The organism is Paenibacillus sp. BK033, from assembly GCF_004345425.1.
Taxonomy (GTDB): Bacteria; Bacillota; Bacilli; order Paenibacillales; family Paenibacillaceae; genus Pristimantibacillus.
In genome coordinates this window covers 410,516-435,633 of sequence record NZ_SLVP01000005.1, presented here as the reverse complement: position 1 = coordinate 435,633, position 25,118 = coordinate 410,516, and the positions used below count along the sequence as shown (strand labels likewise).

The 25,118-nt window shown below is 49.1% G+C and carries 29 protein-coding genes and 1 pseudogene; 6 read left to right on the top strand and 24 right to left on the bottom strand.

Features of this window, described 5'->3' with window-relative positions; all coding sequences use genetic code 11:
* Positions 1-97: 97 nt before the first annotated feature.
* Together EV294_RS19380 and EV294_RS19375 are read right to left on the bottom strand one after the other, a co-directional pair.
* Positions 98-610, bottom strand: a complete 513-nt coding sequence (locus tag EV294_RS19380) for a hypothetical protein (protein WP_132309713.1) — start codon at positions 608-610, stop codon at positions 98-100.
* Positions 611-648: 38 nt separating this feature from the next.
* On the bottom strand, positions 649-1,026 hold the full coding sequence (locus EV294_RS19375) for an LSm family protein (protein ID WP_132309711.1): 378 nt from the start codon (positions 1,024-1,026) through the stop codon (positions 649-651).
* A 173-nt stretch (positions 1,027-1,199) separates the two neighbouring features.
* On the opposite strand from EV294_RS19375, the gene EV294_RS19370 reads away from it, so the two are divergent.
* Positions 1,200-1,910 carry a class I SAM-dependent methyltransferase gene (locus EV294_RS19370; RefSeq protein WP_132309709.1) on the top strand — a complete coding sequence of 237 codons (711 nt, stop codon included), beginning with the start codon at positions 1,200-1,202 and terminating at the stop codon, positions 1,908-1,910.
* A 4-nt stretch (positions 1,911-1,914) separates the two neighbouring features.
* Here the strand turns inward: EV294_RS19370 and EV294_RS19365 are convergent, their stop codons facing one another.
* Together EV294_RS19365 and EV294_RS19360 are read right to left on the bottom strand one after the other, a co-directional pair.
* Positions 1,915-2,316: a FixH family protein gene (locus tag EV294_RS19365; protein ID WP_132309707.1), complete on the bottom strand. Its 402-nt coding sequence runs from the start codon at positions 2,314-2,316 to the stop codon at positions 1,915-1,917.
* Positions 2,317-2,596: 280 nt separating this feature from the next.
* Positions 2,597-3,778 (bottom strand): Ger(x)C family spore germination protein, encoded by a 1,182-nt coding sequence (locus EV294_RS19360; protein ID WP_132309705.1) that lies wholly within the window; start codon positions 3,776-3,778, stop codon positions 2,597-2,599.
* 188 nt (positions 3,779-3,966) lie between these two features.
* On the opposite strand from EV294_RS19360, the gene EV294_RS19355 reads away from it, so the two are divergent.
* Together EV294_RS19355 and EV294_RS19350 are read left to right on the top strand one after the other, a co-directional pair.
* Positions 3,967-4,248, top strand: a complete 282-nt coding sequence (locus EV294_RS19355; protein WP_132309703.1) for an ArsR/SmtB family transcription factor — start codon at positions 3,967-3,969, stop codon at positions 4,246-4,248.
* An 86-nt stretch (positions 4,249-4,334) separates the two neighbouring features.
* The gene (locus tag EV294_RS19350) at positions 4,335-5,537 is read left to right on the top strand and encodes an MFS transporter (protein WP_132309701.1); all 1,203 of its coding nucleotides are present in this window, start codon (positions 4,335-4,337) and stop codon (positions 5,535-5,537) included.
* On the opposite strand, the gene EV294_RS30910 is transcribed toward EV294_RS19350, so the two are convergent.
* The 9 genes and pseudogenes from EV294_RS30910 to EV294_RS19310 all read right to left on the bottom strand — a co-directional run.
* Positions 5,527-5,652: a hypothetical protein gene (locus EV294_RS30910; protein WP_279513595.1), complete on the bottom strand. Its 126-nt coding sequence runs from the start codon at positions 5,650-5,652 to the stop codon at positions 5,527-5,529. The genes EV294_RS19350 and EV294_RS30910 overlap by 11 nt on opposite strands.
* On the bottom strand, positions 5,649-6,200 hold the full coding sequence (locus EV294_RS19345) for a VanZ family protein (protein ID WP_132309855.1): 552 nt from the start codon (positions 6,198-6,200) through the stop codon (positions 5,649-5,651). The genes EV294_RS30910 and EV294_RS19345 overlap by 4 nt, the downstream gene beginning before the upstream one ends.
* The gene (locus EV294_RS19340) at positions 6,200-7,570 is read right to left on the bottom strand and encodes a HAMP domain-containing sensor histidine kinase (protein WP_132309699.1); all 1,371 of its coding nucleotides are present in this window, start codon (positions 7,568-7,570) and stop codon (positions 6,200-6,202) included. The genes EV294_RS19345 and EV294_RS19340 overlap by 1 nt, the downstream gene beginning before the upstream one ends.
* Positions 7,567-8,232 (bottom strand): response regulator transcription factor, encoded by a 666-nt coding sequence (locus tag EV294_RS19335; RefSeq protein WP_132309697.1) that lies wholly within the window; start codon positions 8,230-8,232, stop codon positions 7,567-7,569. Before EV294_RS19335 ends, EV294_RS19340 begins: the two co-directional genes overlap by 4 nt.
* A 155-nt stretch (positions 8,233-8,387) precedes the next feature.
* Positions 8,388-8,846 (bottom strand): DUF2269 family protein, encoded by a 459-nt coding sequence (locus EV294_RS19330; RefSeq protein ID WP_132309695.1) that lies wholly within the window; start codon positions 8,844-8,846, stop codon positions 8,388-8,390.
* A complete protein-coding gene (locus EV294_RS19325; protein WP_132309693.1) occupies positions 8,846-9,589 on the bottom strand; it encodes an NAD(P)-dependent oxidoreductase in 744 nt (247 codons plus the stop codon). Before EV294_RS19325 ends, EV294_RS19330 begins: the two co-directional genes overlap by 1 nt.
* Before the next feature lie 216 nt (positions 9,590-9,805).
* Positions 9,806-10,138 carry a winged helix-turn-helix transcriptional regulator gene (locus tag EV294_RS19320; protein WP_132309691.1) on the bottom strand — a complete coding sequence of 111 codons (333 nt, stop codon included), beginning with the start codon at positions 10,136-10,138 and terminating at the stop codon, positions 9,806-9,808.
* Between the two features lie 102 nt (positions 10,139-10,240).
* Entirely contained in the window at positions 10,241-11,023 is a 783-nt protein-coding gene (locus EV294_RS19315; protein ID WP_132309689.1) for a spermidine synthase, read from the bottom strand.
* A pseudogene (locus EV294_RS19310) lies at positions 11,007-11,165 on the bottom strand (ATP-binding protein); the annotation flags it as partial. The pseudogene EV294_RS19310 and the gene EV294_RS19315, both read right to left, overlap by 17 nt.
* A 410-nt stretch (positions 11,166-11,575) precedes the next feature.
* Between EV294_RS19310 and EV294_RS19305 the strand changes: the two are divergent.
* Positions 11,576-14,068, top strand: a complete 2,493-nt coding sequence (locus EV294_RS19305; protein WP_132309687.1) for a glycoside hydrolase family 27 protein — start codon at positions 11,576-11,578, stop codon at positions 14,066-14,068.
* A gap of 229 nt (positions 14,069-14,297) precedes the next feature.
* Positions 14,298-15,569 carry an ATP-binding protein gene (locus tag EV294_RS19300; protein WP_132309685.1) on the top strand — a complete coding sequence of 424 codons (1,272 nt, stop codon included), beginning with the start codon at positions 14,298-14,300 and terminating at the stop codon, positions 15,567-15,569.
* A 106-nt stretch (positions 15,570-15,675) separates the two neighbouring features.
* Here the strand turns inward: EV294_RS19300 and EV294_RS19295 are convergent, their stop codons facing one another.
* From EV294_RS19295 to EV294_RS19260, 8 genes are all read right to left on the bottom strand, one after another.
* Positions 15,676-16,437, bottom strand: coding sequence for an SDR family NAD(P)-dependent oxidoreductase (locus EV294_RS19295; RefSeq protein ID WP_132309683.1), 762 nt, complete (start codon positions 16,435-16,437; stop codon positions 15,676-15,678).
* 129 nt (positions 16,438-16,566) lie between these two features.
* Positions 16,567-17,241 carry a YetF domain-containing protein gene (locus EV294_RS19290; protein ID WP_243711712.1) on the bottom strand — a complete coding sequence of 225 codons (675 nt, stop codon included), beginning with the start codon at positions 17,239-17,241 and terminating at the stop codon, positions 16,567-16,569.
* 124 nt (positions 17,242-17,365) lie between these two features.
* Positions 17,366-17,767: a hypothetical protein gene (locus EV294_RS19285; RefSeq protein ID WP_132309680.1), complete on the bottom strand. Its 402-nt coding sequence runs from the start codon at positions 17,765-17,767 to the stop codon at positions 17,366-17,368.
* A 107-nt stretch (positions 17,768-17,874) separates the two neighbouring features.
* On the bottom strand, positions 17,875-18,681 hold the full coding sequence (locus EV294_RS19280) for a hypothetical protein (protein WP_132309679.1): 807 nt from the start codon (positions 18,679-18,681) through the stop codon (positions 17,875-17,877).
* Positions 18,682-18,783: 102 nt separating this feature from the next.
* Positions 18,784-20,223: a sensor histidine kinase gene (locus tag EV294_RS19275; protein ID WP_132309678.1), complete on the bottom strand. Its 1,440-nt coding sequence runs from the start codon at positions 20,221-20,223 to the stop codon at positions 18,784-18,786.
* On the bottom strand, positions 20,220-20,879 hold the full coding sequence (locus tag EV294_RS19270; RefSeq protein ID WP_132309676.1) for a response regulator transcription factor: 660 nt from the start codon (positions 20,877-20,879) through the stop codon (positions 20,220-20,222). Before EV294_RS19270 ends, EV294_RS19275 begins: the two co-directional genes overlap by 4 nt.
* A gap of 210 nt (positions 20,880-21,089) precedes the next feature.
* Positions 21,090-21,284 carry a DUF2188 domain-containing protein gene (locus tag EV294_RS19265; RefSeq protein WP_132309674.1) on the bottom strand — a complete coding sequence of 65 codons (195 nt, stop codon included), beginning with the start codon at positions 21,282-21,284 and terminating at the stop codon, positions 21,090-21,092.
* A gap of 71 nt (positions 21,285-21,355) precedes the next feature.
* On the bottom strand, positions 21,356-23,653 hold the full coding sequence (locus tag EV294_RS19260) for an ATP-dependent DNA helicase (RefSeq protein WP_132309672.1): 2,298 nt from the start codon (positions 23,651-23,653) through the stop codon (positions 21,356-21,358).
* Positions 23,654-23,811: 158 nt separating this feature from the next.
* On the opposite strand from EV294_RS19260, the gene EV294_RS19255 reads away from it, so the two are divergent.
* Positions 23,812-24,264, top strand: a complete 453-nt coding sequence (locus EV294_RS19255) for a Dps family protein (protein WP_132309670.1) — start codon at positions 23,812-23,814, stop codon at positions 24,262-24,264.
* Positions 24,265-24,316: 52 nt separating this feature from the next.
* Here EV294_RS19255 and EV294_RS19250 read toward each other — a convergent pair whose 3' ends face one another.
* The 3 genes from EV294_RS19250 to EV294_RS30365 all read right to left on the bottom strand — a co-directional run bounded on the left by EV294_RS19250 (position 24,317) and on the right by EV294_RS30365 (position 25,088).
* Positions 24,317-24,532, bottom strand: coding sequence for a hypothetical protein (locus EV294_RS19250; RefSeq protein ID WP_132309668.1), 216 nt, complete (start codon positions 24,530-24,532; stop codon positions 24,317-24,319).
* 4 nt (positions 24,533-24,536) lie between these two features.
* Complete coding sequence (locus EV294_RS19245) at positions 24,537-24,734, bottom strand: WYL domain-containing protein (protein WP_132309666.1); 198 nt, start codon at positions 24,732-24,734, stop codon at positions 24,537-24,539.
* Between the two features lie 177 nt (positions 24,735-24,911).
* Entirely contained in the window at positions 24,912-25,088 is a 177-nt protein-coding gene (locus EV294_RS30365; RefSeq protein ID WP_165930740.1) for a hypothetical protein, read from the bottom strand.
* Positions 25,089-25,118 lie beyond the last annotated feature (30 nt).

Sequence of the window (25,118 nt, the reverse complement as noted above, 5' to 3'; positions counted from 1 at the left end):
TGCAAATTCCATATATTATGACTGATCTCCGTATTATAGCAAAAATAAAGTTAGCCCACCGGGGATCCCCGGCGGGCTAATTCAACGCGATTTAGCATTAGATTTTGAACATCCCCATTAATGGCATAATCGTCTTCACCATATTAAGACCGACTTGGAATTTCGGCAGCATTTGTTGAATGGAACCGAAAAAACCGCTATTCTGTTCCCCGCCTGCCGGCCCCGGCCCAGACTGGCCATCCGTATTCTTCTGGTTGGCAGGACTCCCCGCCAAAGAAAAGACTGAAGGGCCGGATGACATGGGCTTGAATAGACCGGTTGCCATCGAACCAAAGGAATTTAGCGCGCCGATCCCCCCAATCAAGGTATCCAGCAGACCCGAAACTTGGGCTTCCGGTTTTTTGGAACGATCGGAACGATTTACTCTCCCGCAGTTCCTGGACTCGGAAAGGATTAGCCGATGGTCCTGAATGGCTTGAACCGTTCCGACATAACAGCTGCCGTCATTTAACAATACGCAAACGGGTTGACCGACTAAACGTTTAGCCTTTTTGACCGCTTGAACTCTTGCCTCTGGCTCTCTTTTAATAGGCGCTTTCCTGGATGCCAATAGCGATTCCTCTTTTCGCAATTTGTGTGGCAAATCAATCAAATAAAGAAGAAAGGCAAAATGAAAAGGGAAGCTATGAATGCAAACGGAAAAAAGAAACAATCGCCGCCGAAGCCGCCGCAACCTCCACCGTAACCTCCACCGTAACCGTCGTATCCATAGCCGTATCCGTCATAATAGCCGGACAGTCTTGCTTTATGCTTGGAGCGAGTTTGTTTCTTCGAATGCTTTCCGCTCCGAACGGACGACAGGGATAGCGGCTTCCTGTCAAACGTACAGTCCTCCACGATTAACTTGCCGTTTTTTACACCTTTTATCGTTCCGATAAAATGCCGTCCGTCATGCGTAACCGCACTTACCCTCCGTCCGATGTACGGATGGATCGTCTTATAGCTAACCGGATAAACCTCCTGCATAATCCCATTCCTCCCAACCTGATGCGTGTATACCTTAGACTATGAAAAAATCTACTAATAGGTTTGTACGATTGTCTTCTATTCGAAAAAAAAAGAGAAGCGCGAAGCCGCGCAAGAATGGGTGCAGTGATGAAGGAGGTTATGCATAGAATATCGCAAGAGGTGAGAAGGCGATGGATTACCATACATTGTTAGCCGGACTCGGCGAAGGAAGCGCGCATCCCGGTGGCTTCCAAGCGACCAAAGAATTAATCGGACAGATCGGCTTCCCGCGCGGCACGAAGGTGCTGGAGGCAGGATGCGGAACCGGCCGGACTGCGTGCTATTTAGCCAGCCTGGGCTGCAACGTGACAGCCATAGACCGGAACGAGGATATGATTAGAAAAGCGTCTTATCGTGCGAAGTCTAGCAATTTGCCCGTCCGCATCGTACAGGCGGATGCTACTTCCATGCCTTTTCCGGACGAGACGTTTGATGCCGTTTTTACGGAGTCGGTTACGGCATTTACCCCGGGAAGCACCGCTTTGCGCGAATATTGGCGAGTGCTAAAGCCGGCAGGAGTCCTTTACGATCGCGAGCTGGCATTTTCCGTTAAATTAACAACGGCGCAAAAGGAAAAACTCGGGTCGTTTTACGGGCTTCATCATATGCGAACCGTTCCGGAATGGCTGAAGCTGTTAAGCAGATCAAGGTTTTCTAAATACTCCGTCTCTTCTTTCTCGCAGATGAAACAAACGGCTATCGATAACGACCCTTTACGGATTATCAATCACGAGCTATTCGCGAAACCGGCTATAGTCGCCATGATGATGAAAAACGAACGTCTAATGAGCAGCTTCTCGAGCATGATGGGCAGTATCGTAATGACGGCTTGGAAAGCCTGACCAATTAGAGCTCAAGGTTAAACCTTCTCTCATGATTGTCTTTCTTCAGCGAAACAATCGCTTTCCAATCACCGTTCATTGGCAGATAGACCTTGGTATAGTATATGCCATGCCCGGTCCTCTCCATTTCGTCTTTCATTTTATGATTCATCCCTTGCATGGACATGGAAAGATTGATTCGCACACGGTCGACATCAACCAAATTGCCGGCTGAATCTTTAATTTGCAATTCGTATGCATGCGCGGTGGTGTCGCCGGTGTTTGGCGTATCCTTAATCGAGATCGTCAGATCATCCAGAAACGGACTGGATGACGGCTTTGTTCCAAGACTGCAACCCGCCATGAGGATGATAAACATCGCGAGAATTGCCGCTGTGTACGGTTTTATTCGTTTATTTTTCATCATGATTTACACCCTTGGCAATAACCTCGACATGAATCGTTCAAGTTAATCCCTCGCTTCTAGTATTTGAAAACAGTCTAGCACGGGAACCATCTACTAAAAAGAGCAATATGAATACAAGGCATGTCAATAATTTGAACAGATTTCGAACGAATCATACGAAACGCTGCCAAAGAAAGTTTGGCAGCGTTTTGCATGATTATTTGTTGATTGCTTAAAACGTACTTGTTCTATGCGTGTCCGCGCACCAGCGCGCAGATCGGTATTGCTGAATGAGCGAACATTAGCGATCTTTTCTACCCAGGTTCTCGCTGCTCATGCCGAATCGGAACAAGTTGGCTTCTCCGGTTACTTCGAATTTTAATGTGGGGAATATCTCGTTCCAGTCTTTTCGGTATTTGGTGTTCCATATATGCGGATAAGCCCGATATACATGCAAACCAAATCCGATGGCATCACTATTGCTTTGCTGCATTTTATGAATGGCCAGATTGATATTATCGGCCACGTGCCGAGCAATGTTCCGCTCAATTCGATTCCGTTGCTCCGGATCGTCATAATTTCGTGCCAGATTTCGATCTTCATTAACGCTCACCTTCACGGAAGAGTGGATGCGGTACGTCAATTCATTATTCTTGACAATTGGCGTAATGCTTGTTGACGCATGACTAATCGTTACCGTTAGATAACTTCCGTCTACAATAACGGTCTCGTCATAATTACGGATGGATTGATTCAGAAGCCTGAAACCTAAGGCCGCATCCCTTTCCAATTTCCCTGTCATTCGCCCATCATGAAACAGAACAAAACTTTCGCTCCGGATGTCTTCGGATTCCTGTCCCTTTATTTCGGTTTTCACCTTCTGTAAATAAGGGAAATAGGCATCTTGACCTACGGTGACCAGTTTAGAGATAATCTCCATTAGGTTGATATGAGTGCTTGTTTCCGATTGCAATTGCTCCCTCATCGATTCTGCGGAAAAACGTTCAAGGCGTGTATCGGCTTCAAGCAGGTCAAGGGCTCGGCCCTCGGAAACAGCTATAAACGTGGAGAATCTCTTCTCGGGCGTACGGGTAATTGCGTCAATAACCAAATCGATCCCTTCCGTTCTTGCAAGTTCCTCGCCAATGATGATTACTCGCCGGTGGCCAAAGAACAGATGCCGCGGCAAGCGGTATTGCAGCTTCGACACGGCCTCGCTCACTGTTTTGCCCGTCTCCGTCTTAATGGTGTAGGGCTTCTGCCCGCCGGAGCCGCCCCCGCCCCCGCTGTTCGCGGTCCCCATATTTCCGGTAAGAGGAATAAGCACGCTGATACGAATAAGGTCGCCTTCCTTATCTGCCCCACCTGCCAATACAAACGCAACGTCATTGATTTCACGGCGATCCCAGCAGCCAATCAGCATAAGAAGCGCTCCCAGACATAAAGCAAGGGACAAGATTCGGCGTAAACGGTTTATTTTCATGGCTGTATGTATGATCCTCCTTGCTGGCATTCAACCACGCTTTATACATGGTTATACTTGCCTAAAGTTTCGAAATTATCAGGGCCGCTTAAGAGTCCCGCTCGTTTTGCCCATTTACAACGACTTCCGTGTTGTGTTATTCTTATTTCCACAGTTTTCGAAATATAAATTAAAGGCGGTGAGAACCCATGGTCGAGGATAACGAGGAAGTTAAGCAAGCCGTGAAAGTCTATAAAGCACTCGGGGAGCCGACCCGGATCAAAATAGCGATGCTTCTTACGGAAGAAATGAATCTCTGCTGCTCCGATATCAGCAATAAGCTTGAGTCCGTTGCCGGTTCCACGCTGTCGCATCACTTGAAGCAGCTTACGGAATGCGGATTGCTCACGCTGCGCAAAGACGGCACGTACATTTATTACAGCGTTAATAAAGAAGTCGCGCGGAAATATGCCCCGTATCTTCTGGGGTAGCCGCATTTTTTTTGAGGAATATTTCGATAAATCTAGAAATATAAAAACATTAAACAAAGAGATAGATGGAGAAGGAGATGGAACGTTTGTCTTATCAAGCGAAAATTTATATGCTGGCTTTGGTCAGCTTTCTTGTCGGCACGTCCGAATTCATTATTGCGGGCATTCTGGATAAAGTATCCGACGATATCGGCGTCTCAGTCGCAGCCGCGGGTCAGTTAATCACCGTGTTCTCGCTTGCTTACGGGTTCGGTACCCCCTTCCTAATGGCTGCTGCCGCAAAAGTAGACCGCAAAAAGCTGATGATCTACGCGCTTGCTGTATTCATTGCCGGCAATGCCGCGGCTTATTTGTTCTCCGGCTTTGGCGCTCTCCTCGTTTCCCGCGTAATCGTGGCGCTCAGCAGCGGCGTATTCGTCGTCACGGCGCTTACGGTCGCCGCGAAGCTGGCACCGGCGGAGAAGCAAGGCAGCGCCATCGCCACGCTTGTCATGGGCTTCAGTACGGCACTGATCGTCGGCGTACCGCTCGGTCGTCTGATTGCTTCCGCTTATGATTGGAAGGTGGTCTTTGGAGGCATCGGTCTGCTCGGACTGCTGGCACTGCTGCTCATCGCCTTCGCGATTCCTAAAACGGACGGCGAACAGCCTGTACCGCTGCGCGACCAGCTGAGGCTGTTCAGAAATCCGAAAATTGCCGTCGCCCTTGGCATTACATTCTTCTGGCTCGGCGGCTATTCCATCACCTACACGTATATTTCCCCTTTTCTCCTAGATATTACGGGCATGAGCGAAAGATTCGTCAGCATCGCGCTGCTTGCGTTCGGCATCGCTAGTCTGATCGGCTCCAAGCTTGGCGGCTTCGGCACGGATCGTTGGGGTTTCAAGCGCACGCTGGTGACGGGGATGCTGCTTCACGCAGCGTGGCTGATCGTGATCTCGTTCGCCGCCCATTCACCGGGGCTGATGTTTCCGCTGCTCATGCTGTGGTCCTTCTCCGCTTGGTCGTCCGGCCCTACTCAACAGTACCATCTGATCTCGCTGGCGCCGGAAGCAACCAGCATTATGCTTAGCCTGAACAGCTCCATCATACAGTTGGCTATGGCTGCCGGCGCAGGAATCGGCGGCGTAGTCGTGGAAGGCGCATCGCTGACCGCTGTCACCTGGATCGGTGCCGCCGGCGTTGCCGTCGCCGCGGTTATGTCGGCTTCCGCCTTCGGCTATTTCCGCTTCGGCGCGGCGTCCCGAGCGGCGACTAAAGAGGCTAGCCCCGAAAATATTAGCGCGTAAGCCTTCTATCCCTGCCAAGGGCAAGCGCCCAGCGCGCCCGCCCCGCTAGAAAAAAGAAGCCCGCAGCTACCGCTTTCACAAGCGGGCTGCAGGCTTCTTTTTGCAATTTACTCAAAGTTTCATTCTTATCATGAACAAGAAATAATAGATAACCGGCAAGCCTATGACAACAGACAGAACGGTAATGGCACTCCGCGCTCTCTTTTCATTCCGCACGATAAACAGCATAGCCTTATACGCTATAATTCCTATCCATCCGCCAAGACTATTTAGAATGACATCGTCAATATCCGCTATGCCGATGCCTAATGCTCCTTGAATAATTTCAACCATTAAACTCGCAATAAATAGAAACAACAGTAGGCTTGTAACTCTTTTATCGTTCTTGAATAAGGAAATATATACGCCAAGAGGAATAAATAAAAAGATGTTGCCTGCCACGTTGCCAAAGGCGAAAGTTCTTGCGTTCGCGGAATGGCCGGCGAGGAATTCGCTTATGCTGTAAAACGGAATGAAATTGATTGATCTTACGATAGTCCTGTGGCTGTCAAATATCTCGGGAATCGAAACCCGCGATAAGAAAAATATTTTAAGCAACAAAAGGCTGTAACAGATAAAAACACCGTATAAAAAAACGGATTCTATTCGTTCTCGCGTCCTCATCATATCTCCTTTATACCGTCCTTCGTTACCGCCGGCAAGTTCATCCAGAACAGAACGCCCTCCGGCGTGTTTTCCAAAGCAAAATCAATGTTCATTGCATCCAACGTTTTGCGGACAATGGCCAATCCCAAGCCGCTTCGTTCGTTTTTCCGGCTACGCGCCTTATCCTCTCGATAGAACGGCTCAAATAGCTTCGGAAGAACGGTATCGTCAATCCTCACGTTTTTGTTCAATACGCAAAGTCGGTAATGGCCAAGGGCAGGATCGCTATAGATCCGGATCTCGCCGCCGTCCGGCGTGTTCTGAACCGCATTTAATAGAATATTGGAAAGCGCCTTTTCCAACATGTTAGGGTCGGCAAGACAAGTCTGCCCATCAGGAATATCCGTCACGATATGCTGTCCTCTTGCTTCTGATAAGGCATGATAATCCATTAATCTGCCGGATACCGTTTGCCTAACGTCCAGTTGTTCGGGAACGGGCACGATTTTCCCGTCGTCCAGCCTGACGATCTCCAGGATATCGGAAATCATTTTACTCTGTGCGTCCATCATCTTCAGGCATTCGCGCAGGTATTTGGGATGGTTCTTGTAATCTCCTATATTCGCCAGCATTCCTTCCAGCAAGACGCTGGTTGCCGCGACAGGCGTTTTGAGCTCGTGGGAAGCCGCCGAGAAGAAATAGCGCTGCGTTTCCTCCAGCTCGCGTTCCCTTAAGATTTCATTCTCTAATCGGGAGATCGTTATTTTCAGCCTGTCGTACATGGAATGTACGTCGCGGGCTAATAGGCCAAGCTCATCGTTGCGATCCGGAAGTGGCGGTACTTCTTCGAGATTGGCCATTTTGGCCGTATTATCCGCCAAGGTCTTGATAGGTTTCGTCATTTGCCGGGCAAAGACGAATGCGCCTATGACGCAGACGGCAAGCATGGCAGACAACATAACAAGCACGCGCGCAATCAGGTTGCCGTATTTCAAGGAAAATACGTCGTCATTGAAAACATGAAGCACATAACCATTGCCGAGATAAACGATAAAAGCAGATTTTTCGCCGACGGCGTTCTTGCCGGCCAAACTGCCGGATGAATGCGTCTCGGGCGTTACGTAAACGACCGTACTGCGTTCGTCCGTAATATAGAATCGAAACGTTTGGTTTCGGTCATGGAATTGATTGGCGATCTCGGTGATGTCGGCATCCCCATGCGAACGGTCTATTAATTGCTTGTAGGTGCTGCTGATTTTTTGCAATTGCAATCCCGAGTAGTAGGTCATAAGCTGAGACGAGAACAGGGCTGCCGTCGCGCCAACCAGCAATGCCGAGAAAATGATGGTGTAAAGAAATACTTTGATGAAAATTCCGCTCCTCTTCAAAGCGTTTCTTCCTCCAATCGGTATCCTACGCCTCGAGTCGTTTTGATGATGTTCTTTGGAAGCTTTGCCCGCAAGTTTTTGATATGGGTATGGACGGTACTGCCGTCGCCGTCAAAATCATAGCCCCATACGCGAGATAAGATGATTTCATGAGATATCGTCCTTCCCTTGTTCTGAACAAGCAGCAGGAGAATCTCAAATTCTTTAAGCGTCAACGCCAGTTCTACGCCGCCGTATATAGCTTTGAAATCACCCGGCAGCAGCGTCAGCTTGCTGCAACGTATTTCTTTTGCCAACGCGCCGCTTCGCCGGAGCAGCGCTTCCACGCGTTTCAACAGGAGCTGAATCTTGAACGGCTTTGTCACATAATCGTCCGCTTCCGCGTCAAACGCCTTGATTTGGTTTGCGTCATCCGATAAGGCGGTCATCATCAGGATAGGCGTATTATTGAGCTTGCGAAACTCGCGTAAGAGCTCATGGCCGTTCATGCCGGGAAGCATGATGTCGAGAATGACCAGCTGGTAACTATGACGATAGAAATATTCGTAAGCCTCCTGCCCGTCTTTGCAAGCATCTACTTGATAGCCGGCTTCGCTTAGAAAGGCTTTGACGGTATTGCATATGTGCTCGTCATCCTCGACCAGTAAAATTCGTATGTCCACAAGTATTCCTCCCGCGAGCAAGATAGCATGGCAATCTGTAGTTTGACTGTAGTTTTATGATTTTCCCAAAAATAAAGAAAGCCGCAGTTCATGCGACTTCCATTGTATAGATGTTCTTGTCGTCAGGCAATCCGTGTTTCCTGCCATTTATCTGATTAAAAGGGCTTAACGACCATAAGGCTCAATATGGCAATCATCAGCAGCTGCGCTGCCGTCTCTATGGGGATGAGCTTTTTTATAAGCAAAGCGATCTCCGCGGGAATTTTATCATCTTGGTTTTGATTTTCAGCTATGATCTTTACGATTTTTTTCGTGCGCGGCTCGATCCATCCGTCAATGATGACGACCATAAGCAGTGCCAACAGGATGGATGCATTCAGCCACCATTGAGTTAACCCCATCTTGGTTATAATCATAAGCCAGATCCCGGTTACAATGAGCACGGCACCGCCAATTTTAGGCATAAGGGCAAGTTTTGTGGTTACGCTGAAAGCAAAGTGCAGTTGGCTGAGGGTTCTAGCGGATCTTCGAATGATAGGCAGCACGAACGATGGGCCGATTATGGCGATCGATGCCAAGATATGAAAAACGAGAAGGGTTTCAAACAATCGCATTATACTCCTTCTCCTCCGTTCAAAGTCACCTTGCTTTGATAGGCTAGACCAACTCTTTTTCTACTGAACTCGCCCCCTGGATCAAGATGGTCCAACATGCATTTTGCAACATCGTTATACGCAACATTCAATTCGTGAAGGCGGCTGAACAAGTGACCCGCGATAGCTGCCTCGGAATATCCCTTGATCGTCTCCGCAATAGGTATGGGTAAAATTTCCGTTGTTGGTTGCAGATGAACCGAATCGGGATGCTCGTTCGAATCCATCATGGTTCCCGGACACATGACGGACCAATCGAGCCGGGTCTGCCGCAGCCTTTCGAAATTCCGGTTATGATTGATAAACTCGGGCGGGAAGCCTGGTAAATGGTTGCCGATAAGATCGGTGTAGGGAATATCGAGCAGGCCGGCTCCCCCCATTAACCATACCCGTCCGGAAAAAGCAGGCTGCTGTTCGCACTGGGTAATAATGTTATCGACGATTTGAACAAACTCTTCCCCTTGGCCTGCATGGCCGGCTGCAAGAATAGCCGCATCTTGATGCGCGAGCGCCTCGCTAACGCTTACCGGATCCATCATATTGCCCGCGATTACCTTCACATGCCTTGCGGAATGCTCGCCTAGTTGATCGGAAAGCTTCCCGGGGTTTCGCACGAAAGCGGTCATTTCATGCCCCATTTGCATCCCTTGCAACAATACTCTTTTCCCTGTATTCCCCGTCGCTCCAAAAACAATAATTTTCAATGTTCTCTCCTCCTCTTAATGGGTCCCAATATTTGGTTGACTCAAGCTTATCATCGCTTCAAAACAATGTTAAGAACCCACTTTAAAGTAGGATACTTACTTAAAAGTAAGCATGACAGAGTTCCGAGATGGGACCGCAAAAAAACTGCCCGGAATCCCGTGGCAGCTTTTGCTGGAGTTGATTTAATTCGTGTACAGGTTGGTAAAAAAACGTGTTTACGACGCCGACTCTTCGTATTTCCGATTATTGTGATTTTCTCCCCAAGCACACATAACCTCTGCTACAGGGATCAATGTTTTGCCATACTCACTAAGAGAATATTCTACTTTGGGAGGGACGGTTGGGTAAACCGTTCTATCGACTATGCCTTCTTGTTCCAAATCCCGGAGATGCTGTGAAAGCATCTTTTGCGAAGCATCGGGTATAAGCTTCTCCAGATCGTTGAATCTTTTTTTGGATTCCATCAAATTCCATAAAATCATGGGCTTCCATTTGCCGCCTAGAACATGAATAATGGTTTCTACCGGACATTCACGCTGATGAATCATGAATACCTCATCCCCTTACTTTTAAGCAAGCGTATTCTCAATAATTGAACCTACCAAAATTTTACGTTAGCGTTGCAATCAAGTCAATCGCAGAAACCAACTTTACTCCTTACTTCTTTCGTCGTTACCAAGTAAACATTCAGTCTCCAGAATGATATGGCCGGGAGCGGGCTCGAACGGGACGAAGCCCGCCATTTCCCGTGTCCGGAATTCAATTGGGCGATTCCTTCCTGCTAGCAATATATTCCTTACCTCGGTCGCCCGGTCCGCTTGCAGCATAAAAGCCGATACGCAGGAAAATGACTCCCGCAGCGTTGCGTGAAGGGCACCGATCAGCCGGTCCCCAGGGCCTTTGCCAGTCACGTTCAGCACGATCATCCCTCCGGCGTCGAGCTTGTCCGCCGCTGTCGCAAAGAAACGGTCCGTCGTTAAATGCCGGGGTACGCCTCTATCCGTGAAGGCATCCACGACGATGCCGTCGTACGTCTCCGTTTCCTCGCCTTCCATAATTAAACGGCCGTCGCCTGGAACGACGGATTCCCCGGCGGACCCAAAAAATCGTTCGCTTGCCAGGATGATCCGCTCGTCAAGCTCAGCCGTCTTAAACCGTGCGCCACGGCAATGCCGGGCAATCGTCCCGATCCCATGTCCAATCTGAAATACGCGCTCCAGCCGCGGATGATTATGCTGCAGCAGATGAATAATCGCCTGCGGGTATTCGAACACGATCCGCTCCGGATAGTCTAAATCGAGCGCTCCCTGGATGGCCGAGTCCGAAAATTGCAGCACGCGGAAGTTCCCCTTCTTTCCGAAGAGCTCGTTTACATCGCCTACGACAAATTCATCGCGACCTTCTTCGGAAGCTGCTTCATAAAGCACGCGCATGAGCCTTCCTCCTTTCGATTCGCAACGTCCCCTTATGATTCTGGATGATCCTCATCGAGACTAGTAATCCCAATCCTGTTTCTGATTCTTTCGTAGCGAAAAAAGGATTGCCAATCTCGTTAATGTCGTCATGCGGGATTCCACTGCCTGTATCATACTTTTCTTATTTGAACATTGTACAGGTTCGTTTGCCATTCAAACAACCTAGTAACGTGAGTTTACAGTTGTACCAAGTTTCTCTTCTCGCAGACCTCGTTTGAAGGCTTTGCTAGCATTTAAAGCTCGCTTACGACTTCATTCAATCGGTCGATCTTCCGAGATCCTGACATCGTTGCGCAATGCAAAGCCATTCCGATTGGGAATTTCTCGAATGTTCCCCTCTCTCAACGAAATCAGGAAAATTGTACCTGTAAGCGCTTAACTGTACCTTGTCCGAAAGTCGTCGAAGCTACTATGATCGGAGCAAAGAAAGCGCTATCTTGCTTGATGTCCCCTCAATCGGCGGGATTCGCTTTTTTGATTATATCCTATCCATGCAAAGGAGCAGAATTCATGAAAGCAAAGCTCGTAAAGAGGATCGGCGCAAAAATGGTTGCATCGGTCAAACCGGCAGGCGGGATTGTCTTGGGACTCGCCTTGCTTCTGACGGTTGTCTTCGGAGGTTACGGCTTCCTGCAGCCGCGCTTCGCGGAAGCGGCAAATAACGGATTAGCGCAAAAGCCCCTAATGGGCTGGAGCAGCTACAGCATGCAGGTGTATTCCGGCAATGGCGCTTGGATCACGGCGGCGCAAATTAAAGCACAGTCAGACGCCATGCATCAGAAGCTGCAATCGCACGGGTATGAGTACATTAACGTGGATGCGGGTTGGAATGGCGGCCTTGACGGTTACGGGCGGCCCGTGCCGAGCGCCACGCTTTATCCGAACGGATTGACCGACGTCATCAATTACGTGCATGCCAACGGACAGAAGTTCGGCCTGTATTTCATTCCGGGACTTTCCCCTCAAGCGTACAACGCCGATCTTCCGATCTACGGCGCGCCGGGCTGCTCGATGCAGGACATTGCCGTCCAACCGCTCACTACCGCGGATTATTGGGGGTTGGATTACAAAATCGACTTCAGTAACGCATGCGCGCAAAAGTACATTGATTCAATCGTGGATCTGATCGATTCATGGGGCGTCGACTTCGTGAAATTCGACAGCGTTACCCCAGGTTCCGGGCATAACGATACTTCGATCGACGCCCGCGGCGACGTGGCTGCCTGGTCGCAGGCATTAAGCTCGCGCGGGATCTGGTTCGAAATCTCGTGGGCGCTCGACCACAATTACGTCGATACGTGGAAGCAATACGCCAACGGGTGGCGCGTCGATTGGGACGTTGAATGCTACTGCGTTAATACGGCGCTGACGAGCTGGCCGAACATCGCAAGGCTGTTCCCGGATGCCGCTGTCTGGTGGCGGGACGCTGGCCCGGGCGGCTGGAACGACTTCGACTCGCTTAATGTCGGCAACGGCGCGATGGACGGTTTGACGCAGGACGAACGGCAGACGGCGATGTCCCTGTGGGCGATGTCCTCGGCACAGCTGTATACGGGCAACGATTTGACCAACCTTGACGCTTTTGGCCTGTCGCTATTGACGAACGATGAAGTGATCGCCGTCAACCAAGCGGGCAGGCCGGCTCATCCCGTATCCACCGCATCCAATCAGCAAGTCTGGTATGCCAACAACGGCGACGGAACGTATACGGTAGGATTGTTTAATCTTGGCGCCTCGGCGGCGACGGTGACGGTTAACTGGAACGACATTGGCCTGAACGGCGCGGGGACGGTACGCGATTTGTGGAGCCACAGCGAACTCGGTACGTTTAATGCGGGATACAGCTCCGTTAATTTGCCGTCTCATGCATCGCGGCTATTCAAAGTGACAGCTGCCGGCGGCTCCATGACCGCTAATGACGATGATACGGGCGTTAAATATACGGGTGCTTGGCAGCGCAGCTACAACCGCGGACTCGGGGATTATCAGGACGACGTGCATTTTACTCAGACGAATAACGATGCGTTTGAATATACCTTCCGGGGCACCGGATTTGACTTGATCACCGAAAAATCTCCCGATCAAGGTAATGTAGATGTCTATATCGACAACGTATTAAAAGGAACGGTCAATACCTATAACAGCGTGAGGCAGTCGCAGCAAACCGTGTACAGCATTAGCGGACTGACGAACGGCACGCATACGGTGAAAGTTGTCAAGAAATCCGGCACCTACATGCTGTTTGACAAGCTTCGTTTCTACGTGGCTTCGCCGCTCCCGGTGAACGATACGGATCCGGCCATCACGTATACCGGCGCTTGGTCGCTAAACAGTGCACGAGGCTTCGGCGACTATCAGGATGATGTCCACTTCACGCAGACTAACAACGATTCCGTACAATACACGTTTAACGGCACAGGCATCGACCTCGTGACGGAGAAGGACTCGTCCCAAGGCGACGTCGATATCTACATCGACAATGTTTTCAAGCAAACCGTGAATACCTATAGTCCCTCGCGCCTCGTGCAGCAAACCGTGTACAGCATCAGTGGGCTTCCGAGCGGTACTCATACAATTAAAGCCGTGAAAAAATCCGGCACTTACATGCTGCTTGACCAGTTCAAAATCAAAAGCCCGCGCATTCAGTACAACGACACTGACCCTGCCATTGTCTACACCGGCTCTTGGTCGCTGAACAGCAACCGCGGTTTCGGCGATTATAATAATGACGTGCATTTCACCCAGACGAACAACGATTCTTTACAATTTACGTTCTCCGGTACGGGCGTCGAGCTCATTACGGAGAAAGACGCGTCCCAGGGTAATGTCGACATCTATATTGACAACGTCTTCCAGACCACGGTCAACACGTCGAGTACCGCCCGGCAGGTTAATCAAGTCGTTTACCAGACAACGGGCTTAGCAAGCGGAAGCCATACGCTCAAAGCCGTGAAGAAATCCGGTACGTACATGCTGCTTGATTCCATTCGGGTTTCGCCTTAATTAAACCGTTCTATAGCTTAATAAGGCTGCCGGGCTTAGCGGCAGCCTTTTTTGCATCAAGTGAAATTCTAATCTAGTTAAAGTGCATATGATTTATTTGTTTGAAAAAAACAACAAACCAAACCAACGAGCATGGCATATTATTCATATAAAATTAACTCCCCGGTTTGAAGGAAATGACAGTTCTTTTCTCGAAAACAATGGCTAGCACTCACGAAAGGAACAGCTCATGATCTCTCATTCCGACTTTATCCTCAACGCTTTTATCATTTTCCTGCCTTTGATTTTCTACAGACCCTTCTATAAACGTAAGCATCCGTTTTTCGTTTACGTTTTATTTTTGATTCCCCTTATCATTACAATGACGTTTCCGGTCATAATCCTCGACTCGGTGCTCGATTTTAGAGCCATTCCGCTTGTCATCGGTTCACTCTACGGCGGCATTTATACGACACTGCTCTTATTTGGCAGCATGCTGGCGTATAGGCAGCTGTTAGGCGGCATCGAACTATTTCATTACTTCCTCTCCCTGCTGCCGACAATTGGCGTATTGTTATTTCTATTTAAAATGTACGAAAAAGCCGGCGCCAAGCAAAGAATGCTGCTTGTTTGCGGAGTTTGTTTCTTTATGCGCGTATCGGTCGTCAATTTGTACGCCCTGTTCGAAGGCAAGGAAACCTTCTTTATGTCTTCGTTTGTTCCAAGCCTGCCTATTATCCTCGTGCAGTGCATCATGGCGGTTATGCTGGTGTTTATGATTGAGATGATTCGCACGCAAAATCGGATGCAAGAGGAAATTATCCAAGCGGAGAAAATGAAGGTCGTCAGCGAAATCGCGGCATCCGTTGCGCATGAGGTACGCAACCCGTTAACGTCCGTGCGCGGCTTCATCCAGCTGTTGTCCGATCCTGGGCTAAACGAAAGTAAGCGTAAAGAGTTCTCCGCTATTACGCTTGAGGAGCTGGACCGGGCGGAAGCGATTATTTCCGATTACTTATCGCTCGCCAAGCCACAGATTGAGAGACTCGAGCCAATTGAACTGGATCAGGCGCTCTCCAAGTCAGCTCAAATTTTAAGTTCCTACGCGAATATGCAGAACGTCGAGATCGTGACGGACTTAAAGGTACACGCGACGGTGTACGGCAGCACATCCAAGTTCAGGCAAGCCATTATCAATATCGGTAAAAACGCGATCGAGGCGATGCCCGACGGGGGGAAGCTTACCATGACTTACACGGTCAACGAGCCGAATAAAACCGTCACCATCTCGATTGCCGATACCGGCATCGGCATGAACGAGGAACAGCTCAAACGGCTTGGGGCACCCTATTATACGACCAAAGACAAAGGCACCGGTCTCGGAACGATGGTCCTCTTCAGCGTCATTCGGGGCATGAACGGCAAGATTGAGGTGCGCAGCAAAGAAGGCGTCGGTACCGCGTATTTCATCACATTGCCATTAACGCAGCCTGAAAGTCAGACATCGGCCAATCTGGTCTGAACACTTTCTCAGATTTCATCACCTCTGGCCCTCTATAAGCCTATAATTAAAAAAGACCATAAAAAAACAGCCGATCTCTTTAGATCGACTGCATTTAAATACGATTTTATATCGTCGGCATGACATTGCCGCCGCTAACGGGGATATAGGCCCCGGTGATATAGCTCGACAAATCCGAGGCAAGGAATGCGACCGCATTCGCAATCTCCTGGTCGGTGCCGCGTCTCTTTAGTGGAACGTTCTTGATGTAATTATCGCTTTCATCCATGCCGTTCGTACGCTCGCGCTCGCTGATTGTCCAGCCTGGAGCAATTTGATTGACCGTTATTTGATGTTCGCCAACTTCCTTGGCGAGCACGCGGTAAACGCCGTCCATGCCCCTTTTTCCGGCTACATAAGCCGATTGCGTCGGGAAGTTCTGCATTGAACATTCCGTGTTGATGCCGATGAAACGGCCGGACTTCTTCTCGATCATGGCAGGAATGAACGCTTTTGCTAAATACACGCTTTGCATGACGCAGGACTCGAATTGGCTCGCATAGTCCTCGGCCGGCTGCTGCAGTACGGAAGTCCATTTGTACTGAACGACCGCATTTGCCACTACGATATCCGCCTGACCCAAGCTCGATACGACGGATTGTTGCAGCGCAGCGATAGAATCCTGCTTCGTCACGTCCGCTTTAATCGCAACCGCGCGTCTTCCTATCGCTTCGATACTGCTCTTTAGTTCGGCCGCTTTTGCTTCGTTACTATGATAATGCAAGGCGATGTCTGCTCCGCACTCCGCGAGGGTACGCGCGATGACTCGGCCAAGCTCGCCGGTCGCCCCCGTCACCAAAGCTACTTTTCCAGAAAGATCGATTCTCATGTCTCCGCTCTCCTTGTCCGTTAACTTTCGCATTCGATAATAGTATTCTTTGTTAGAGTAGAAATGCCTTCTTTGTCTACTTCATTTCACCATAAATCGCACGGTTATGTCCATTTGAAAGGATAGATTTTACCCTATAGACTTTTTCAACTGGAAATGCATGCCCTCCTCCTCCGACCATTCGGCGTAATAGACGGCTTGGATGCGGTCAATGCCTTGTTCTTTCAACTGAGCCAGCAACCATTCCTCGCTGCGTCCAATATCCCGAAGCTCGCCGCGCTGCAGCTTGCCTTGTTCGATAAGAATACGCGGAAGTCCGGTAGATGGCACCGGTACACCTAGTTCTTCCCGAGTTGGGGGCTCTTGGCCGGGCTTCTTCATCACGCTAAGGCTTCCGTTGGGTTCAAATACCGCAAACGCAACCTCGCGAACGGTGAAGACTCCCTGCTCTCTCAGAAGCATCCCGACCTGATGCATATCCAGACGGTTCCGTTTCATTGCCTTAACGTCTATTACGCCGTCGCGAATGATGATATCAGGTCTGCCGTTTAGCGGTATGGATAAAGCGGGGATAAGCTGAACCGCCTTCTCCAAGGCTAGCGATAACGCCATCCATAATGCGAGGGCGTATAAGAGCATCGAGAAATGCGCATCGCGGTCATAGACCGTATTTCCCACAAGCTCGCTTAACATTAGCGACGAGACGAAGTCGAACGGCGTCAGCTGGGAAATCTCCTTCTTGCCGAGCAGCTTGGTCATGAACCACAGGCCAAAGAAACCCGTGATGAGCTTCACTGATATCATTCCGTAATCCATAGCAAATCACACTCGCATTCTATTTAACGTGAATTTTTAGATATATACCCTGCGCATGAAATCGTGAAGCGGATTCAACAAAAAAATGCCGCGATATACGCGGCATCAGATATTACGGAGCTGCTATTATTTTATAAGCTTTCAACGCATAGCTGTTGTCGGGGCCGTCATTTTTTAACAAGAGCTGTATGCGTTCTCCGTCAGGCCTGCTCAGCTCTACTTCTATTTCAAAGTATTGCGCCCCGTGAATGGCATCAACAGGGAGGGTGCGGCTGCCGTTCTTTTTTATCGTAAAATGTTCATTGATCGAAATGATCCTCTCTCCATTAAATTGAGGATATCTTTCGTTATAAATTTGCTGAAGCGAGCTCTTTATCACGGGGTTTAGTTCCTGCAACATCGCTTTCTCAAGTGCATCTAATTTAGGATTCGGATCAGCATTTGCATATGACCTTGAAGACAGAATCAGAAAACAAACGAGAGGGACAATTATTATAATGCGTTGAATGCTCATGGTTACTCCTCTCCTATACGTCAAATACTCAGGTAAAGTATCTCTTAATATCTGGAAAAAAATACATCCAAGAAAGCCCTCACCTTTACGGCGAGGGCTTAACGGCATTATTTGGCGAATGCTTCGGCACCGGTTTTGACCGGGGTAGGCGTTACCCCGTCTTCATGGAAGATGGAGCTGTCATTTGCAACGTATTTGTATTCGTTCGTATCGGAACTGAAGAGCTTGAATGTACCCGTGGAATCTTCATAAAGCTCTTCTTTCGCCGGAAGGCCGGATTCCTGATCGAGATACACAACGTACTGCATATTAGCTTGCGTATTGTCATCGATATAGGATTGATAGCTGTCCATAATCTTATTCAAGGTCTTTCCATCCGCAGCTTGTTCAGTGCCAACGGAAGTCCAGTAGCTGGCTTTGTAATTATTCTTCACCCCGCTAAAAGCGAGATTCTTTTGGTCCAATTTTTCGAAAGCCGTAGGATCATCCGATCTTTGAAGCGTTTTTGCACTTAACGGTTTACCGTCCTTGTCCCGTTGAATGACGACCAATTCGTTAAAGCCGTTAAGATAGTAAGTGCTTTGATAACGCACCAGCTGATGCTCGGACGAGTATTCCATGAGATCCGATCTGAAATCCTTCGTTTGCGGATCAAACCAGTGCTCCAAGGTAAAGTTCTGACTGCCGTCGGTTCTCGAATAAGTATCCTTGCTGTATTCGATAGTACCTTGGGTTATATCCGCGACGACCGGCGATTCAGCTGGCGCGGATGCCGTAATGACCGTGTTTTTCGGAATCGCGTCGCTCCCGTTTGCCGCGAATGCGGTAATGGTGCCGAAGCTTCCGATCACAAGCGCCGATGCCAAGATTGTGCCGGTTATTTTTTTGTTTTTGACTGTTTCAAGAAGTTTCATGTTATTCCCTCCGGATATGTGATTTGCGTTTGGAGTGCGCAGTTCCTACTTGCAACTTCATTATAAAAGCGTCATATTTCCAAACTATCGGCAAGTTGTAAATTAGTTGTTTAATCCGGGAAGGACGATTTGGACAATGGTTCCTTCGTTCGGGCGGCTATGAATATGGATTTCTCCCTTGTGAAGACGGACGATTTCGGAGCTAATCGCAAGCCCTAAGCCGGCGCCATGATACGTATGCGGGCGGATCGGATCCCCTTTAAAAAAAGGCTCAAGCACTTTCGCCATATCTTTGTCGGGTATTCCGATGCCCTCATCCTGCACTTCGATGACATATCGGAAATCTTCCTTACGATACCCGCGGATCCCCATGCTGCTTCCGGCCTTTGATGCCTTAATGGAATTGTCGATCAAATTGGTGATGAGAATATGAATCAAATCTTTTTCCATCCGCAAACGAATGGGTTCCACAGCCATGGATAGGTGAATCTGACCTTTTTCCAGCTGCGGTCTCATGAATTGCAAAGTAGCTTCCAGAACCGGCCCCATCTCCTCAACGGTCATGCGGGGCTGATGATTTTCGACAAGGATGAGGTCCATAAGCTTGAAAGCCAGGCTTTCAAGCCGTTTCCCTTCTCCGTAAATATAATTGAGAGATTTATAAAATACCTCTTCGTTATAAGTTGTTGCTCTTAGAAAGTCGGCATACCCGATAATGGATGTCAGAGGCGTCTTTAACTCATGCGTTAAATAATGAATAAAACGTTGCTTATTCCTTGCGGTCATTTCCAAGGCGTTTACCTTCTCTTCGATCGCCCCGGCCATTATGTTGAACTGTTCGGACAGCAAGCCGATTTCATCCTTCGATAACACGCTGACACGATGCGAATATTGGCCGGAAGCAATCGTTTGCGCGGATTTGGCGAGCATGCGGACGGAACGAGTCAGAAACCGGATTATACCGTACAAACCGGCTGCCAGGACGATGGCAATCACGATATTGAGCTTGAAGAAATTTCGGATTTGCGCGTTCTTGTCCTCGTAAATGTCGGTTAAGTCCTGAATGTACGTGAGCTTGAAGTTTTGGCCGTTCAACTGGATTAAGCCCGTGGCAAACAAAACGCTTTTGTGGCCAACGGCGCGAATCATGTATTTGGTATCCGACGGATCATTAACCTCCAGCTCGGGTCTCTGTTCGGAGATGTTGTCGAAGTAATTGGTATATACCGTTTGACCGCCGCCATCTTTAATTTCTATGGATACCTTGTCCGGGTCGTAAGAGCTTAAATATTTCGTTGCGTTGCGCTGCAAGAAATCGCCCGCATCGTCCTTGGCGGTATTCAAAAGCTGATTCAAGTTGTTGATATACAACCAGTTCGCCTCGATCTGATCGGACAGCATACGCCGGTCGGCCAACCCCCTGTCGACCTCTCTCACCAGGTTTTGATTAAAATTATGCTTGATGAGGTAAAAGGAAGAGGCGTTAAACAGTACCTCGAATAACAAGAACGTGCACCAGAAAACCTTCAGCCAGAGCTTCATGAGATAACCTCAAGCCGGTATCCGAATTTATAGACGGTTTTAATCCGTTCTTCCCAGCCCAGTTTTTTTCGAATCTTTTGAATATGGATGTCGACGGTTCTTGTCTCGCCGCTATACTCATAGTCCCAGACAAGCTCGAGAATTTTTTCGCGGGAAAGAGCTTTGTTGCGGTTATTAATAAGGAGGAGAAGAAGCTCGTACTCCTTCATGGTCAATTCAACGAGTACGCCTTCCTTCTTGACCATTCGCTCCTCCAAATGAATTTCGAGGCCGCCGACGTTTAAGCTGTCGTTTTTCCTCCCGAAACGGCGAAGGACCGCTTCGATCCTGGCGAGCAGCTCCATCGCTTCAAATGGCTTGACGATATAGTCATCCGCTCCCATTTTTAATCCTCTTACCTTATCGACAAGAGCATTGCGAGCCGTAAGAAAGATAACCGGTACTTCAATTCGCTTGAATCGCTCCAATAGCTCGTACCCCTCCATATCGGGAAGGGAGATGTCCAGCAGCACCAGATCCGGAGCGAATTCCGCCAATAGGTTTTCAGCTTCTTGTCCGCAATATGCCTGCCGGCAGCCATAGCCGGCTAATTCAAGATTCAGCTTAATCAGATCGGAAATTGCCGGGTCATCTTCAATGATGATAATATGCTCCATTCCATACCTCCAGATATTAAGGCCTACCCTATTATGATAGACGAAAAAGGTAGAGTAACTTATCTCCAAGTTGTAAATTAGTTGTAATTTTAATTGTAGCATGCACGAATTTGGAGTTCTCTTAGTAAATTGTTCCCTCCCAGTGCGGGCCGGACAAAAAAAAAGCCGCTTCACTTAGCGGCTAATCCATAAATTTATGCGATTAAATCATCAATGGCCTTTTTTGCGGATTTGCTTATCGTGATGCTCTCCCCATTCCTTGGCTTTCGCGGTTGCGATGGAAATCGCTCGGCCTTCGGAATAGCCATCCTTCAGCAGCTCGTTAGCTATATCTATCGCTTTGTTGCGGATTGGAGCCATGAAGTTTTTGAGAGACTCCGGATAGTCGTCTTTGTTCCAGGGCATGTCCATTCCTCCTTTAACGTTGCTGCCTTTTTCTTAGACCGCTCGGACGGATTTGAAACATCAGCTGCCGCTTAGTTCCTGCTCCATTCGGGAGGCAAAAGCCTGGCATACTGCGGCTGCGCATAACGGTCGTCGATGAGCAATAGCGTCCCCCGGTCGTTCTCGGAACGAATGAGCCGACCGCCGGCCTGCAGCACTTTATTCATGCCAGGAAACACATAGGCATACTCGAATCCGTTCTTCCCTTGGCGGTCGAAATAGTCTTTGATAATGTTCCTTTCCAGCCCGACCTGTGGCAATCCTACCCCAACGATAGCCACGCCTGTAAGACGGTCCCCCACCAAATCGATGCCTTCCGAGAAAATGCCTCCCATAACGGCGAAGCCGACCAGCGCGCTTTTATTTCCCGGCGCAAAGGCTGCCAAAAAGGCATCCCGCTCCTCCTCGGACATAGAAGGCGTTTGGACGATCGCCGTAAATGCCTTCGTCCCTTCGGATGATTGCGACCGCTCCATAAACCGTTCGTACGCGCCATTCATATAGGCATAAGACGGGAAAAACACAAAAATATTGCCTCGATGCCGCTCAACCATGGAATGCAATAATCCGGCAACCCGATCCAAGGTCCGTTCGCGATCCTGGTAGCGGGTCGACAGCCGTTCGATTCGGACATCTAGCTGCTCGGGCGAGAACGGAGACGGAATAGCGACGGCGTAATCCGTTTCTGCATCCCCGCCAAGCATGTCCATAAAGTAATGAAGCGGAGATAACGTAGCGGAAAACAGAATCTGCGCCTTGTAGCCTTTGGCGTATAGCCGAAGCAGATGCGACGGATCAAGGCAAAACAGCTTCAGGCGAACGTCATTCCTGTCCTTCTCGGCGTAGGTGACATACCGCTCGTCGTACAGCTTGGCTATGCGCAAGAACTGTTGAGCTCCGAAATAGACGTCCAGCAATAAGGGATCTTGGTCCCCTAGCGCCAACTGCTCTTCTGCCGCTTGGGCAAGGGCTTCCAGCTGTTCAAGCAATTGCTCCGGAAGGTAGCGCTCCATGTTCCTGCCGGTTGCGTCTTCTTCCATCGATTTGCGCAAAGCGATAAAATACTGGTTTACTGCTTTCGCCGAGTTGTACACAAGCGGACGGACGGTTTTGCTTGCGCGCTGCAGAGCAAGAAAATCGGCCTTCCGAAGCTCCGCGGAATACATTTCGCGAGCCCGGTCGACAAGGTTATGCGCTTCGTCAACCAATAATGCCGTCTTCCGTTTCTGCTCCTCAAACAGTCTCTTCAGGTTTACGCGCGGATCGAAAATATAATTATAATCGCAGATGACCGCATCCGCCGCATAAGCGGCATCAAGCGAAAATTCGAACGGGCAGACATGGTGCTTATAAGCATACCGCTCAATGACTTCGCGCGTCATGGACGTCTCGTTGCCCAGCATATCCAGGATGGCGCCGTTTATGCGGTCATAATAACCCTTTGCGAATTCGCAGTACTCGGGAGAACAGCGTACCTCGTCTTTCAAGCATACCTTATCTTTTGCCGTCAACGTAACGGTATGGAGATGAAGGCCGCCTTCGCCTAGCATCTTAAGCGCCTCTTCGGCAGCGGTGCGCGTTGTCGTGCGGGCTGTCAAATAAAAGAGCCGCTGCAGTCGTTCTTCCCCGATTGCTTTTACTGCCGGAAACAGCGTTGACATGGTCTTGCCTATTCCGGTTGGCGCCTTCGCAAACAGCATGCGCCCATCCACGATCGTCTGGTACACGGAAGCAGCCAGTTTGCGCTGGCCTTCACGATACGACGGAAAAGGGAAAGCCAATTTCTTGATGCTGGCATCCCGTTTTTCCGCATGAGCATTTTTCATTGCGGCATACGGATAATACCGGTTAACCGTATCGAGCAGAAATCGTTCGAGCTCCGCAAAGGTCATCGAACGCACGAAGCGCCGGCATTCGCCGGTATCTATATGCATGTAGGTCAATTGAACGTTGATCGCGTCAAGCACCCGCTCCTTCGCGACCATATAGGCATAACAGTATGCCTGCGCCCAATGAACGGGGCTCGTCTCCTCCATAAGGCGGGGCAGCCTGCCGGAAGAGGATTTGATCTCGTCGATCGTCAGCCCGCCATCCGTTTGCAGCAAGCCGTCGCAACGGCCGTCGATAACAAACAGCATTTCCCGGCAAGCGATTTCCGCCGATACGTATACCTCTTTGGCATCCTGCTCGCCATATTGCTTTTGAATATGCTGATGCGCTTTCGTTCCTTCCGTAAGCGCGACGGCAGATCTAAAAGCCGTATCGATATCCCCGCTCCGATATGCGTATTCAACAAGCGCACGCACGGATAGTTGCACGGTTTTTGTCATAGCCTCTCCACGCCCTTCGCCGTTTGCGATTTCCTATTGAATCGACTATACCAAACGGATGTTCGCGAGTAAATAGAACGCTGTTGTTTCAATGCCTGTTTTTCTGTTTATTAAATAACCAGAATTCATATATTAAACTCGAGAGGAATGAATGAACCATGACTACAAAAACAACGAAAACCGTCCAACAACACTTGAACCGCCAGATCGCGAACTGGAGTGTTCTCTATACGAAGCTTCACAACTATCACTGGTATGTTAAAGGCTCGCAGTTCTTTACGCTGCACGTAAAATTCCAGGAGCTCTATGAGGAAGCGGCGCTGCATGTCGACGAAATCGCGGAGCGTCTGCTTGCGGTAAAAGGCCAGCCGATCGCTACGATGAGCGACCATTTGAAGGAATCCGCCATTAAGGAAGCCAGCGGCAAGGAAACGGCCGAACAGATGGTAGACCAGCTTATTAAAGACTTCTCGCTCGTTATTGACGAGCTTAAGGAAGGAATGGAGGACGCCGAGGAAGACGGCGACGAAACAACGGCGGACATGCTGCTTGCCATCCATGCCAAGCTCGAAAAACATGTTTGGATGCTTAGCGCGTTTAACGGCAAATAAAAAGCTTGCCGGAATATCGACAGCCCGCTCACAAGAAGCGGGCTGTTCGTATTTAACGCGATTGCAGCCATCCGGGAATAACCCGCGCGTAATCCATCGAATCTTCCCATTCGATGAACCGTTCCTCGCGCAAATTCTCGAGGGCCTTTCGGATTTGGCCAACTTCCCTTTGTGCGAAACGCGCTAGTTCCGGAATAGAAATACGCGTATTCTGATGGCCGTTTCGATTATATAGAATTCTGAGCAGCTTCCGCTCCGTATCGTTCAACAGGTTAAGCCCCTTCTTTCTTTCGCGCGATCTCAATATCAACGATTCCACCGAGATTAAAAATACGAATGGCTTGCGCCTGGAAGCAATACGCCTTCAGCCGTCCAGCCTTAACCGATATCACGCGTACATCGCGTATGCTTACCTCGCGCTTCCGATCCACATAAATCAGCTGTACCACTTTGCCGATAAATCTCTCCAATCGCTATCACCCCGCCAGGAACGTTTGTTCTTATTTATTATATACCAAACATATGTTCTAGATGCAAGCCCCCCAGCAAATTGGAATTATTTTCACGCTCCTTTTAAGCAGCGAACCCGCCCGCAACAAAAAACAGCAGCCAAACCGGCTGCTGTTCCTTGTTATTTTTCTCGAGGGCTATAATTCCTTATCGCTCAAGAACTCATTTTGAATTTCATCGCCATTGGGATTGCTATTTTTAATTTGGCTTAGACGCCCATTGCGGTTCTCGCCGCCATGTACGCTATTTTGCCGTTGATCATTATTATCGGTATGATCATGTTGGTTATGGTTGTAGTTTTTGTTGTTTGACATTTTCCGGTATCACCCTTTCTGCAAAAAGCT